This is a genomic window from Mycobacterium sp. NGS39, assembly GCF_059812765.1.
This window is the reverse complement of the sequence record NZ_JCALDH010000001.1, coordinates 164966-178409: the sequence shown is the minus strand read 5'-3', so window position 1 is coordinate 178409 and position 13444 is coordinate 164966. Positions and strand designations below refer to the sequence as shown.

Genomic DNA, 13444 nt, shown 5'->3' with positions numbered 1-13444 from the left:
CCGTAGCGTAACCACCACTGCCGCCGCGAAACCGCGTCGACGTTGCCGCGAGCCGTGGCCGCCGCGGCGGGTCTGCGGTCTTAACCTGTAGCACGTGTCGCACGACGCCCCGGTCAGCGATGCCCGTAGCGGCGAAGGACAGTCCCGCGGCAAGTACTGGTGGTTGCGCTGGGCGATCATCGGAATCGCCGCGGTGGTGCTGTTCGTCGAGATCGTGCTCGTGCGGGACCAGCTCACCCAGGCGTGGCGCAGCATCTCGGCGGCCAAGTGGTGGTGGGTGGCCGCCGCGGCCGCCGCTGCACTGGCGTCGATGCACAGTTTCGCGCAGATCCAGCGCACACTGCTGAGGTCGGCCGGGGTGGTGGTCAAACAGTGGCGTTCGGAGACCGCCTTCTACGCCGGCAACGCGTTGAGCACCACGCTGCCGGGCGGACCGGTGCTGTCGGCGACGTTCATCTACCGCCAGCAGCGACTGTGGGGCGCCTCGCCGGTGGTGGCCTCGTGGCAGCTGGTGATGTCGGGCGCACTACAGGTGGCCGGACTCGCGCTGCTCGGGCTCGGTGGCGCGTTTCTGTTGGGCGCCAAGAACAATCCGTTCTCGCTGATCTTCACGCTCGGCGGCTTCCTGCTGCTGCTGATGCTGGCCCAAGCGGTGGCGTCACGCCCGGAACTGATCGACGGCATCGGTGTGCGGGCGCTGTCGTGGGTGAATTCAGTTCGCGGCAAACCGCACGACGTCGGCCTCGACAAGTGGCGCGCCATGCTGAGCCAACTGGAGTCGGTGAGCTTGAGCCGCCGCGACCTGTCGGTCGCCTTCGGGTGGTCGTTGTTCAACTGGGTGGCCGACGTGGGCTGCTTGCTGTTCGCGACCTTCGCCGCGGGCGGCCACCCGTCGCTGGCCGGATTGACCGTCGCCTACGCCGCCGCGCGGGCCGTCGGGTCGATACCGCTGATGCCCGGCGGGCTGCTGGTGGTGGAGGCGGTGCTGGTGCCGGGCCTGGTGACCAGCGGGGTGTCGCTGCCCGACGCGATCTCGGCGATGCTGATCTACCGGCTGATCAGCTGGATCTTCATCGCGGTCATCGGGTGGGTGCTGTTTTTCTTCCTGTTCCGCACCGAAAGCCAGATCGACCCGGACGCGGCCGAACGCGGCGGCATCGACGCCGAACCCAAGCCGGCAGGTGGCGACTCCGACGGCGACAACCTGTCGTGAGAGCGTGCTTGGATGTCCGCATGCAACAGCGCCTTTGGGCGATAGCGGTCTGCGCGGTCCTCGTCGCCACGTCGTGCGGCACCGGATCGCGGTCCGGGCCGTCGCCCACTGTCTCGACCGTCACCGTGACCGCGGGTCCACCACCGGCGGCACCCGCGCCCGCCGGCCCCGCGGCCGCCACGCCGGTGATCGGGTCGGTGCTGGCGCCGCCGCTGCCTGTGGCCGGCAGCGACGGCAAGACGCACCTGGCCTACGAACTGCTGCTGACCAACACGACGGCGCAAGACGTCACGCTGACGTCGGTGGCAGCGACCGCGGACGGCAAACCGCTGCTGAGCCTCGACGGTGACGGGGTGGCGGCATGGACGCGGATCGTGGGCAACCCGGCGCCTACCGCGACCATCGGGCCGGCGCAGACCGCGGCGGTGTGGTTCGACCTGGCGCTCGACGCGGGCGCGAGCATTCCCACCGCTGTCAGCCACACCGTGTCGCTGTCGCTGCCGCAGCCTCAACCGCCGCTCACCGAGGCGACGATGAGCGAGACGATCGCGCCGACGACCGTGGACAACCGCAAGCCGGTGACCGTCTCCGCGCCGCTGGCCGGGGACGGCTGGGTGGCCGCGAACGGGTGCTGTGACATGAACCCGCACCGGATGGCGCTCAACCCGATCAGCGGTGCCCTGTGGGCGGGCGAGCGGTACGCGATCGACTACGTCCAGCTGACGCCCGACGGCCGGCTGTTCAACGGCGACAAAGGCGACCCCGCGAGCTATGCCTACTTCGGTGCCGACGTGCACGCCGTCGCCGACGGCCAGGTGGTCGCCGTGGTCAACGACCAGCCCGAGCAGGTGCCGGGCGTCCGGCCGACCGGCCTGGCGCTGGAGCAGTATCCGGGCAACCACGTGGTGGTCGACATCGGTGGCGGCAACTATGTCATGTATGCACACCTGAAGACGGGCAGCGTCAAAGTCACTCCGGGCGAGCGAATCATCACCGGCCAGAGCATCGCCTCGGTGGGCAACACCGGCAATACCGACGCGCCACATCTGCACTTCCAGGTGATGAGTACGCCAGATCCATTGCGTTCCAACGGGTTACCGTTCGTATTCGACAAGTTCCGACTGACCGGTCGATTGACGTCGCTCAGTGACGAGTTGGTGGGCGCCGGCGGACCGGCACCGTTTCAGCAGGGCTTCGCGGCCGCAGACAAGACGTATGCGATGCCGCTGGACCTCGACGTGATGAGCTACCCGGGCCGCTGACCGGCTAGCCTCACCGGGTGGCTGTGATGCGGGTGCCGTGGGCGCTGGCCGCCGATACGGCGTGCGTGCTGGTGTTCTGCGCGGTCGGCCGGCGAAGCCATGCCGAGGGCGTGACCGTGACCGGCGTCGCCGAGACGGCATGGCCGTTTCTCGCCGGGGCGGCGGTGGGCTGGCTGGTCAGCCGCGGCTGGCGGGCTCCGCGGGCCATCGTGCCCACGGGCGTGACCGTCTGGGTTTGCACGGTCGCGGTGGGAATGCTGTTGCGCAAAGCCAACTCCGCAAGTGTGGCACTCAGTTTCGTGATCGTCGCTTCCCTGGTGACCGGCGTCCTGCTGCTGGGCTGGCGGGGCCTTGCGAGTGCCCGTCGGATCTCGGCCCGCCCGCGGTAGCGACCGTCAGCGTCGCGCGTAACCCGCCGAGCGGTCCGTCGCACAATTCGATGCTGCCGCCGTGCAGCGCGGCCTGCTGCGCGACCAGCGCGAGCCCCAGACCGGAGCCACCCCCTGCCGCCGTGCTGCCCCGGGTGAACCGGCCCAGCACCGCGCGGTGTTCCTCGGCGGGCAGCCCGCGCCCGTTGTCGTCGACCACGATGTCGAGTCGCTCGCCGTGCCGGAGCGCGGTCAGCACCACGCGGCTGGCTTCGCCATGCGTGATCGCATTGCGCACGAGGTTGTCCACCGCGAGCCGCAGCCCGCTCGGCCAGCCGACGATCGCGCCCGCGTCGTCGGCGCGCACCTCGATCTGCACCGGCGGCGACTGTCGCATGTTGTCACGGGCCACCCGCTCCAAAAGGTCTGCGACATCGATGGTTTCGCGGTCTTCGGCGCGGGCCAGCTGCCCGGACGCCAACTGACCCAGGGCGGTGATGATGGCCTCGACCCTGCGCTGCGCTCGCGACAGGTCGGCCACCACCTCCTCACGCTCTTCGGCAGGCAGGTCGTGGATGCGCAGTGTGTCGAGGTCGGCGCGCATCGCGGTCAGCGGAGTACGCAGTTCATGGGCTGCGTTGGCGGCGAAGTCCTGCGCTGTTTGCAGCGAATTGGTGGTCGACTCCTGCGCGGCGGCGAGCCGCTGCAGCATGTCCGTCATCGCATCCGAAAGATCTTCGGCCTCTCGGATGCCCCGCACCGGCGGCAGCGTGTCACTCCCCTTGCCCAGCCTGCGGGTGTGTTCGGTCAGCCGCCGCAGCGGGCCCACCGCAGGCCCGGCGAAAAGCCAGCCCAGCCCGGCCGCCACCAGCACCGCGGCACCACCTATCAACAGGTACAACGGAATTCGCGTGCGATCGAGGAGGATGCTGTCCACGCGGATGCCGATGGACACCAGCACGTCGCCGTCCGGGCGCGACTGCTCGACGGTGCGCACCCGGTAGTTCACCCCGTTCACGCTGACCGTCGTGGTGCCCACCGGTAGCGGCGGCAGCTGAAAACCGTTGCGGTACAACACATCCTGGGTGCTCTTCGACCGGATCGTCTGCAGGATCGCGCGCGGTTCGGCGGTGTTGCGGTTCGGCTCGATGCTGGTCTCGATGATCGCGTCGAGCCGCCGGTCCAGCTGGGCCGCATCGTTGTTCACCAACAGCACCGACGTCACGATCGCGAACAACGCGACCACCGCAGCCGCCGCCAGCGCGGCGGCGATGGCCACCCGGGTGCGCAGCGACACCGACCGCAGCCGAATTCGCCTCACGGCTCGCGATCCTTTGGTCGCCTCACGGCTCGCGATCCTTTGGTCGCCTCACGGCTCCGTCCGTAGCACGTATCCAATCCCACGCACTGTGTGGATCACCCGCGGCACCCCCTCGCGCTCGAGCTTGCGCCGCAGATAGCTGATGAACACGTCGGCGACGTTGGTGTCGACGTCGAAGTCGTACCCCCAGACCAGTTCGAGCAGCCGCTGACGGGTGAGCACCACCCCGGCGTTCTCGGCGAGCACTGCGAGCAGGTCGAACTCCCGCTTGGTCAGCTCCACTCGCTCGCCGTCGACGAACACCAGCCGGCGTGCGGTGTCGATGGTCAACGGGCCGACCGTGATCGCATCGGAGCGCTCGTCCTCGCTACGTTGAGCCGAGTGCGACGAGCGTCGCAGCAGCGCATGCAGCCGCGCCACCAGCTCGCCCAGGTCGAACGGCTTGGTCAGGTAGTCGTCGGCGCCGGCCTCCAGCCCGAGAATCCGGTCGTTGACGGTGTCGCGAGCCGACAGCACGCAGATCGGGATGTCGTTGCCGAGCGCCCGCAGTGCGGTCACCACCGCGACGCCGTCCAACTCGGGCATCTGCACGTCGAGCACCAACGCGTCGTGGGTCTCACTGGACAGCAGGCGCAACGCCTCTTTGCCGGTCGCGGCGACCCGGACGTCGAAGCCCCAATGCCGCAATCCGCGCGCCACCGAGGTCCGCACATCGGGGTCGTCGTCGACCATCAACACCAGGGGGCCCGTGCCGCCGTTACGCGCGGACGGATGACCGCCGCCGGGGAGATTGGTTCCCAGCTCGGGCCGCACCGGCTACTGGCAGCGGTTCTTCAGGTCGACGAGCGGTTGGCGGATGCCTTGCAGGTCGGCCCGCACGGTCGGGTTGGCGTCGAGGTATTTCTGCACGTCGTCACGGATCTCGCTCTTGGGCTGACCTTTGAGACCGGTGAAGAATGCGTTGACGTCCGGATGGGTGAACAGATAGGCCGACGTGGACGCCGCAACGCCCGACGCCACACCAGCGAGGTCAGCCGCGGTGCAGCCCGGCGGTGGGTCGGCCAGCGCGGTCGGGGCGGCGGCCAGCAGCACTGCGCTGGTGATGGCACCGGCACCCATCAGTCCTGCAACCGCGCGGCGCGCGGCACAACCGGAGAGCGTCATCATATAGCTCCTTCAGTCACGTGGCAAGTGAACGGTAACCATTGATGGTCATCGACATAGTCAAGCTAAGCAGAATCGACGTCCACTTTCTTGGCTTGCCGCCAAGCCGACGAAGAAAGCCCGCGATCAGTGACTACTCGGGCTGGTGGCGCCGCTGCTCGGTGCGCTCACCGGCGATACCGGTGCCGTGGCTGCCGGTCCCGGTAGCGGCCCGGGCGCGCTCGGCGCGCCCGCCGGCACGCCGGCCCCGTTCTGCGCCGCCTGCATGAATTGCAGCAGCTGCGGGAACGAGATCGGCAGCCGGCATTTGCCGGCCAGCGCCTGCAGCGGTTGTTGAAGCGCCTGCAGATCCTTGCTGACCTGCGGGTTGGCGTCCATGTACGTTTTGACCGCGGCGACCGCCTGCGGCCCCTGCTGCTGCGAAGCAGCACTCAGCGCGGTGTTGGTGGCCGGATGCGCGTCCAGATAGTTGCCGGTGTTCGTCGCCACCGACCCGATGGTCCGCGCGATTTCGCTCGCCGCGCACGGATCGTTGGCGGCAGTGGCCGACGGAACCGTGCTCGCCGCCGCCACGACGCCACCGCTGAGGCAGGCCGCGAAGACGCCGGCAAGGGCACGGCGCACGGTCGGGGAGGCCGGGTTCATGGACAGCTCCTCACAGTGTGCGGACTTTTCGGCGGCAATGGGCATCGCTGCGACGCCGCGTCGATGACCGCTGCCAGCAAACGACCGATCCACATGGTGCCACCTGCGGTGGGCTGGCCGCCAATCGAAGGACAAACGTCCATGTCATGGCGGTCTCCCCGCAGGTCAGAGTCGCAGCCGCCGTACAGCATCCTGTTGTAGGCTCGCCACCACGGGAGAAAGCGGGGAGAGCCATCCAGCAGTTCATGATGCGCTTGAGCAGCAACCTGCGCCGCTACCGCTGGGCGGTGTTCACCACGTGGCTGCTCGTCCTGATTCCCGCCGTGCTGATCGCGTTGCAGCAGTCCAGCAACCTCACCGGCGGCGGGTTCGAGGTCGCCGGCTCGCAGTCGCTGCGGGTGCAGCGCGACCTGGAGAACCACTTCCCCGACCAGGGCGCGTCGCCGCTTGCGCTGGTCGCCGCCCCGCGTCCCGGTGCCACCGCCGAGGACATGAAGGCTGCTGTGGCTCTGCTGGAGCAGAAGGCCGCCGAAGTGCCCAGCGTGACGGTGGTGCCCAACCCCGCGCAGCCGCCGCCGCGGCCCGACCGGCCCTATGTGGTCTCGCTCAAGCTGGGCTTCGACAACTCCGGCGCCGTCGACGTCGCCAAGCAGCTGCGCAGCAAAGTCGGCGTCCACGGCGACAAACCCGGTCAACTGGACAACGGCAGAGTCGAATTGTTCGTGATCGGCCAGGGCGCGCTCGGCGCTGCCGCGCAGGCCAACACCAAACACGACATCGCCGAGGCCGAGCGGTGGAACCTGCCGATCATCCTGGTGGTGCTCCTTGCGGTGTTCGGGTCGCTGGCGGCGGCGGCCATGCCGCTGATCCTTGGCATCGTCACGGTGGCCGTCAGCATGGGGCTGATCTATCTGCTGTCGATGTTCACCACGATGTCGGTGTTCGTCACGCCGACGGTCTCGATGTTCGGCATCGCGCTGGCCGTGGACTATTCGCTGTTCATCCTGATGCGCTACCGCGAAGAACTGCGCGCCGGCCGCGACGCGAAGCAGGCCACCGACGCCGCGATGGCCACCTCGGGCCTTGCCGTGGTGTTGTCGGGGTTGACGGTGATCGCGTCGGTTACCGGCATCTATCTGATCAATACCCCGGTGCTGCGGTCGATGGCCACCGGCGCGGTGCTGACGGTCGCGGTCGCGGTGCTGACGTCCACGACCCTGATTCCGGCGGTGCTGGCGACGTTCGGCAGGGCTGCCGCCAGGCGGTCCTGGCTGCTGCACTGGTCGCGGCGCCCGGAGTCCACCCAATCGCCGTTCTGGTCGCGCTGGGTGGGCTTCGTCATGCGCCGGCCCTGGGCGTCGGCACTGGCCGCGGCGGTGGTGTTGCTGACCCTGGCCGCTCCGGCGTTGTCGATGACCTTGTCCAACAGTATGCAGCGCCAGTTCTCGCCCGAACACGAGATCCGCGGCGGCGTCAACGCGGCCGCGGCCGCGCTCGGACCCGGGGCGCTCGGCCCGATCCGCGTGCTGGTGACGTTCCCCGATGGCGCGGCCACCAGCCCCGAGCACCGGCAGGCCGTCGACGCGGTCGGCCTGCGGATGCGCGAGGCGCCGAACATCGTCACTGTGCAGCCGCCGGTGTTCGCCGACGACAACCGCAGCGCGCTGCTGTCGGCCGTGCTGGCAGTGGATCCGGAGGACATGTCCGCCCGCGAGACCGTCGACTGGATGCGTGATCGGCTTCCGGAGGTGCCCGGTGCTGCCGACGCGCGGATCGACGTCGGCGGACCCACCGCACTGATCAAGGACTTCGACGACCGCGTGGAGACGACCCAGCCGTGGGTGTTCCTGTTCGTCTCGACGATCGCGTTCGTGATGCTGCTGATCTCGATCCGGTCTGTGTTCTTGGCGTTCAAGGGCGTGCTGATGACCGTGCTCTCGGTCGCGGCCGCTTACGGCAGCATCGTGATGGTGTTCCAGTGGGGTTGGCTCAAAGACCTTGGCTTCCAACCCATTTCGTCGCTCGACAGCTCGGTCCCGCCACTGGTGCTGGCGATCACCTTCGGCTTGTCGATGGACTACGAGATCTTCTTGCTGACCCGTATCCGGGAACGCTTCCTGCAGACCAACAACACCCGCGACGCCGTCGCATGGGGGGTGAGCACCAGCGCCCGGACCATCACCAGTGCGGCGCTGATCATGATCGCGGTCTACATCGGGTTCGCGTTCGCGGGCATGCCGCTGGTAGCCGAGCTCGGGGTGGCGTGCGCGGTGGCGATCGCGGTCGACGCGACGGTGGTGCGGCTGGTGCTGGTGCCGGCGCTGATGGCGATGTTCGCCCAGTGGAACTGGTGGCTGCCGGCCTGGCTGGCGCGGATCCTGCCGTCGGTGGACTTCGAGCGGCCGCTGCCCAAGGTCGACATCGGCGACGTCGTCGTCATTCCCGACGACATCTCCGCGCTCGGGGTGCCCAACGCGGAAATGCGGATGGTGGTCAAGTCCGCGGCCAAGTTCAAAGACCTCGCACCCGACGTCGTCTGTGTGGCCGATCCGTTGGCGTTCAGCGGTTGCGGCCGCCGCGACGAGGCGCCCGACCAGCCCGCAGCGGACGCCGGCCACGGCGGGCAGCGGCGAAACGGTTCAGTGCCGTTGTCGCTGCGGCACCGCGGCAGCCGCAAACGCATGCCCTGGGCCGGCCGCGGCGTGCATCCGGTCACGATGTGGCGGGGCAGATTGTCGGTGGCGCTGGACGCGCTGGAGGTCGACGCCCACACCGAGGCCCCGCCCGTCGCGCGGCGCAGTCCTGTCGAGACCACGAACGTCCAGTTGCCGACGGGCGATCGGCTGCAGATTCCTACGGGCGCCGAGACGCTGCGCATGAAGGGTTTTCTGCTGATGTGCCGCAACAGCCGCCGGGACTATGCGGAGTTTGCCGAATTGGTGGACGCCATCGACACCGCGACGGCTGCATCAGTGCTGGCCGGGATGGATAAGTACTACTGTGGGCCACAACCCAGGAAGCAATGGGTTGCCACGCAATTGGTGCGCCGGCTGGCCGACCCCCGGCCGGCGGACGACGAGCTGGATCCCGACGTGGACTGGGCGGAAGTCAAGAAGCGATGCCTGTCGGTGGCGGTGGCGATGCTGGAGGAGGCGAGGTGACGTTGGCCCTGGATGCGCATGACGAGGCGCATGACGACGCGGCGACCACCATCCGCCTGCCGGCAGCCGCGCAGGCGTCGCCGCTGGCCGCCTACCAGAGCAAGCCCGTCGAGTTCTGGCCCACCGCGGCGATCCGGACCGCGGTGGAAAGCGGCGATCTGGCGATCTGGCAGCGCATCGTGGTCGCGCTCAAACGAGACCCGTTCGGCCGGACCGCCCGGCAGGTCGAGGAGGTGCTCGAAACGACGTCGTCATACGGCATCAACAACGCGCTCGCCGAGGTGCTGGCCCGCAGCCGGGCGCAGCTGGAGGCCGACGAACGCGCAGAGGTGGCCCGCCAGATCCGGGCGTTGATCGACCGCTCCGGGCTTTCGGCCCGCGAGTTCGCGTCCCGCATCGGTGTCAGCGGCGACGACCTTGCCGCATACCTCGCCGGCGACGTCAGCCCGTCGGCGTCGCAGATGGTCCGGATGCGCCGGCTGGCCGACCGGTTCGCGAAGATGAGAACTCACCGGCCCACCCACCCGCAGTGATTCCGTCGGGTCCGCCCATACGATGTCCGAATGTGGACTGAGCCCGACGACGACGCACTGCGCCAGCTTCTGCAAGACACCCGCTCGATCGCCGTGGTCGGGGTGTCGCCCGATCCGTTGCGTCCCAGCAACGGGGTGTACCGCTACCTGAGGTCGGCCACCGATTACCAGCTCTATCCGGTGAACCCCACCATCGACGAGCTCGACGGGCAGCAGGTGTACCCGGATCTGGCGGCGCTGCCGGTGGTGCCGGACATGGTCGACGTGTTCCGCCGTCCGGATCAGCTACGCGGGGTGCTCGACGCGGCGATCGCGGTGGGCGCCAAGAGCATCTGGCTGCAGCAGGGGCTGTGGGACGAGCAGCTGGCCCGCGACGCGGAGGCCGCCGGCATGCGGGTGGTCATGGACCGCTGCCTGAAGGTGGACCACGCGCGGCTCATCCGCCCGGGCCGGCCGGGGCGGGGTTGATCGGCGTGAAATCCAGCACACGCCACTGATCATCGCTGTGCGACAACGTGATTCGCAGTGCGATCACCGCCTTGTCGGCGGGCTGGTTCGGAACGCTGCGGGTCGCACGCATCACCACTGCGACGCTGGCGTCGTCGGAGCTGATCGCCTCCACACCCGCGGAAATCGTCTGCGCTTGCGTCGTCACCTTCTTCGCCGCCTCGTCGGCGACCGTCTTGGCTGACGCGTCACGGAACCGTGTCGCCCGGTCCGGCTCCATCAGGTCGGCGGCCCTGTTGACCGATCCCATCGGATCCTGCGGCGAGAACGTCATCACCGCCTCGGCGAACTTCGACCCCAGCCGTGCCGCCTGGTCCATGCCGGCGGCCAGGTCACGGTCGGGCCGGGTCCACTGCGAGTAGGTCACCAGCATCGCGGCCACCAGCGCCGCGGTCGTCAGCGCTGCCACCGCCAAACGCAGACCGGGCCCGTCGTCGTCGGTGCCCAGCGTCACCCGGTCGCGCCGGAACAGGACGAAGTCGACGATCATGGCTTCGACGATCAGCGTGCACAGCACCGCGCACACCGCCACCCACCAGACCCGCCAGTCCAACGCGTAGCCGATCATCAGCAGCGCCGCGATGGCCGCCAGCGGAGCCGCGATGTCGAACGCGAGCACGCGCCAGGCGTTTCTCATCGCAGCAGCTCCAGGTGCGAGACCAGGAGCTGGCCGTCGACGTTCGACACGCCCACCCGAAGGTTCCAGTGCACGGTCTGCGGCTTGGCGCCGGCGTTCTCACTGACCGAGGTGGCGACGATCAGCACGGTGTCGGTGCGCGACGCCACATCCGTCGGCAGCGGTTCGGAGCGGGGCGGGGTGCCGGGCTGGCGGTCCAGGTCGTGGTAGAACGCCTCGATCGACGCGGAGTTGATCTGTCCGGTGGTCTTGGACTGCAGCGTCTTCACCAGGTTGGTGTAGGGCTGGATGGCCTTGTCGAATTCGGTGTTGAGCTCCCCGACGGTCCCGTCGTGCAGTTTCTGCAGGCTGGCGTCGATGTTGTCTTTGTTCATGTTGATCAGCACGCCCGCCCACGAGGCGGCCACCTGCATGACCCTGGCCTTGTACGCGAGTTCGCCTTCGTCGTCGCGATGGTTCGACCAGATCAGCGACGTCAGCATGATCGCGGCGACGCAGAGCACGCCGAGCCCGGCCGATGCGAGGCCCAACGGGCTGAACACCGGGGCACGGCCGAGCGGGTCCGGTGCCTTCTCGGGAGGGTTCTCGGAAGCGTCGGACTCCTCTGGCACGAAGGCGAGGGTACTTCAGTCGTCTGGAAGGATGGTCCGGTGAACTCCGGTATTGATCTTTCGTACGTGGATTCGGCGACTCGCCCGCAAGACGACCTGTTCGGCCATGTCAACGGACGCTGGCTGGCCGACTACGAGATTCCCGCCGACCGCGCCACCGACGGCGCGTTCCGCGAGTTGTTCGACCGGGCCGAGGAACAGGTGCGCGACATCATCACCCAAGCCGCGGCCTCGGACCCCCGGCCGGACACCGACGAGCAGCGGATCGGAGATCTGTACGCCAGCTTCATGGACGAGGGCACCGTGGCCCGGGTCGGGTTGGCGCCGCTGCGTGACGAGCTGGCGCTCATCGACGAGGCCGGCGATCCCGCGGCGCTGGCGGCGCTGGTCGGGCGGCTGCAGCGCACCGGCGTGGGCGGCGGCGCCGGGGTGTACGTCGACACCGACTCCAAGGACTCGACGCGCTACCTGCTGCACGTCAGCCAGTCCGGGCTGGGTCTGCCCGACGAGTCCTACTACCGCGACGAGCAGCACGCGCAGATCCTGGCCGCCTACCCGCGGCACATCGCCGCGATGTTCGCGCTGGTGTATGGCGGTAGCGCCGACGATCACGCCGACACCGCCGCGCGGATCGTGGCGCTGGAATCCAAACTGGCAGCTGCACATTGGGACGTGGTCAAGCGCCGCGACGCCGACCTGACCTACAACCTGCGCGCGTTCTCCGATCTGCCCGACGAAGCGCCTGGCTTCGACTGGGCCGGCTGGGTGCGCGCTCTGGGCACCACACCTGAGGCGGCCGCGGAACTCGTTGTGCGCCAACCTGATTACCTCACGGCGTTTGCGGCGCTGTGGGCGGGCGAGAACATCGACGATTGGCGGGCGTGGCTGCGCTGGCGGCTGATCCATGCTCGTGCGTTCCTGCTCACCGACGAGCTCGTCGCCGAGGACTTCGCGTTTTACGGGCGCACCTTGAGCGGCACCGAGCAGATCCGCGACCGGTGGAAGCGCGGCGTGTCGCTGGTCGAGAGCCTGATGGGCGATGCCGTCGGCCGGCTCTACGTCGAACGGCACTTCCCGCCGGAAGCCAAGGCGCGCATGGACGTTCTGGTGGACAACCTGCGCAGGGCATACCGGGTGAGCATCGAGTCGCTGGAGTGGATGACGCCGCCGACTCGTCAGCGCGCGCTGGCGAAACTACAGAAGTTCACCCCGAAGATCGGCTATCCGAACAAGTGGCGGGACTACTCGGCGCTGCGCGTGGACCGCTCGGATCTGTACGGCAACTTCCGTCGCGGCTACACGGTGAACTACGACCGCGAGCTGGCCAAGCTGGGCTCGCCCGTGGACCGCGACGAATGGTTCATGACGCCGCAGACCGTCAACGCCTACTACAACCCCGGCATGAACGAAATCGTGTTTCCCGCAGCAATTCTGCAGCCGCCGTTCTTCGACGCCAACGCTGACGACGCCGCCAACTACGGAGGCATCGGCGCGGTGATCGGCCACGAGATCGGGCACGGGTTCGACGACCAGGGCTCCAAGTACGACGGCGACGGCAACCTCGTCGACTGGTGGACCGACGATGACCGCGCTGAATTCAGCGCCCGCACAAAGGTTTTGATCGAGCAGTACGACGCCTACACGCCGCGCCAGCTGAGCAGCACCGGACATCACGTCAACGGCGCGTTCACCGTCGGCGAGAACATCGGCGACCTCGGTGGGCTGTCGATCGCGTTGCTGGCTTACCAGCTGTCGCTGGACGGCGCGCAGCCGCCGGTGATCGACGGGCTGACAGGTGTGCAGCGCGTGTTCTTCGGGTGGGCGCAGGTGTGGCGCACCAAGTCACGTGACGCCGAGGCCATCCGCCGGCTGGCGATCGACCCGCACAGTCCGCCGGAGTTCCGGTGCAACGGCGTGGTGCGCAACATCGACGCCTTCTACGACGCGTTCGACGTCAGCGAGTCCGACGCGCTGTACCTCGAGCCCGAGCAGCGGGTGCACATCTGGAACTAGCACGTCGGC

At 68.6% G+C, this 13444-nt stretch carries 13 protein-coding genes; 7 read left to right on the top strand and 6 right to left on the bottom strand.

Translation table 11 applies throughout. From position 1 onward, the window contains the following. Positions 1 to 94 precede the first annotated feature (94 nt). Genes AC5Y39_RS00900 through AC5Y39_RS00890 form a run of 3 tightly spaced genes read left to right on the top strand, consistent with a single transcriptional unit; the run spans position 95 to position 2864 of the window. Entirely contained in the window at positions 95 to 1213 is a 1119-nt protein-coding gene (locus AC5Y39_RS00900; protein ID WP_500015845.1) for a lysylphosphatidylglycerol synthase transmembrane domain-containing protein, read from the top strand. Positions 1214 to 1233: 20 nt separating this feature from the next. Beyond that, positions 1234 to 2475, top strand: coding sequence for a M23 family metallopeptidase (locus AC5Y39_RS00895; RefSeq protein ID WP_500015844.1), 1242 nt, complete (start codon positions 1234 to 1236; stop codon positions 2473 to 2475). A gap of 26 nt (positions 2476 to 2501) precedes the next feature. Next, positions 2502 to 2864 carry a DUF3054 domain-containing protein gene (locus AC5Y39_RS00890; RefSeq protein ID WP_500016113.1) on the top strand — a complete coding sequence of 121 codons (363 nt, stop codon included), beginning with the start codon at positions 2502 to 2504 and terminating at the stop codon, positions 2862 to 2864. Here the strand turns inward: AC5Y39_RS00890 and AC5Y39_RS00885 are convergent. The 4 genes from AC5Y39_RS00885 to AC5Y39_RS00870 all read right to left on the bottom strand — a co-directional run bounded on the left by AC5Y39_RS00885 (position 2767) and on the right by AC5Y39_RS00870 (position 5973). Next, positions 2767 to 4164: a sensor histidine kinase gene (locus AC5Y39_RS00885; protein ID WP_500015843.1), complete on the bottom strand. Its 1398-nt coding sequence runs from the start codon at positions 4162 to 4164 to the stop codon at positions 2767 to 2769. The two genes, AC5Y39_RS00890 and AC5Y39_RS00885, sit on opposite strands and share 98 nt — an antisense overlap. 48 nt (positions 4165 to 4212) lie before the next feature. After that, a complete protein-coding gene (locus AC5Y39_RS00880) occupies positions 4213 to 4896 on the bottom strand; it encodes a response regulator transcription factor (protein ID WP_500016112.1) in 684 nt (227 codons plus the stop codon). An 84-nt stretch (positions 4897 to 4980) separates the two neighbouring features. Continuing rightward, a complete protein-coding gene (locus AC5Y39_RS00875) occupies positions 4981 to 5328 on the bottom strand; it encodes a heme-binding protein (protein WP_500015842.1) in 348 nt (115 codons plus the stop codon). Positions 5329 to 5454: 126 nt separating this feature from the next. Further along, positions 5455 to 5973: a hemophore gene (locus tag AC5Y39_RS00870; RefSeq protein WP_500015841.1), complete on the bottom strand. Its 519-nt coding sequence runs from the start codon at positions 5971 to 5973 to the stop codon at positions 5455 to 5457. 245 nt (positions 5974 to 6218) lie between these two features. Between AC5Y39_RS00870 and AC5Y39_RS00865 the strand changes: the two genes are divergently transcribed. Genes AC5Y39_RS00865 through AC5Y39_RS00855 form a run of 3 tightly spaced genes read left to right on the top strand, consistent with a single transcriptional unit; the run spans position 6219 to position 10135 of the window. After that, positions 6219 to 9134, top strand: a complete 2916-nt coding sequence (locus tag AC5Y39_RS00865) for an MMPL family transporter (RefSeq protein WP_500015840.1) — start codon at positions 6219 to 6221, stop codon at positions 9132 to 9134. Positions 9135 to 9184: 50 nt separating this feature from the next. After that, positions 9185 to 9667, top strand: a complete 483-nt coding sequence (locus tag AC5Y39_RS00860) for a helix-turn-helix domain-containing protein (RefSeq protein WP_500016111.1) — start codon at positions 9185 to 9187, stop codon at positions 9665 to 9667. Positions 9668 to 9697: 30 nt separating this feature from the next. Beyond that, the gene (locus AC5Y39_RS00855) at positions 9698 to 10135 is read left to right on the top strand and encodes a CoA-binding protein (RefSeq protein ID WP_500015839.1); all 438 of its coding nucleotides are present in this window, start codon (positions 9698 to 9700) and stop codon (positions 10133 to 10135) included. On the opposite strand, the gene AC5Y39_RS00850 is transcribed toward AC5Y39_RS00855, so the two are convergent. After that, on the bottom strand, positions 10104 to 10811 hold the full coding sequence (locus AC5Y39_RS00850) for a hypothetical protein (RefSeq protein WP_500015838.1): 708 nt from the start codon (positions 10809 to 10811) through the stop codon (positions 10104 to 10106). The two genes, AC5Y39_RS00855 and AC5Y39_RS00850, sit on opposite strands and share 32 nt — an antisense overlap. Further along, positions 10808 to 11422 carry a hypothetical protein gene (locus AC5Y39_RS00845; protein ID WP_500015837.1) on the bottom strand — a complete coding sequence of 205 codons (615 nt, stop codon included), beginning with the start codon at positions 11420 to 11422 and terminating at the stop codon, positions 10808 to 10810. The genes AC5Y39_RS00850 and AC5Y39_RS00845 overlap by 4 nt, the downstream gene beginning before the upstream one ends. A 39-nt stretch (positions 11423 to 11461) precedes the next feature. Here AC5Y39_RS00845 and AC5Y39_RS00840 point away from each other — a divergent pair, with 39 nt between their 5' ends. Then, positions 11462 to 13435 (top strand): M13 family metallopeptidase, encoded by a 1974-nt coding sequence (locus tag AC5Y39_RS00840; protein ID WP_500015836.1) that lies wholly within the window; start codon positions 11462 to 11464, stop codon positions 13433 to 13435. The last annotated feature ends 9 nt before the right edge of the window (positions 13436 to 13444 follow it).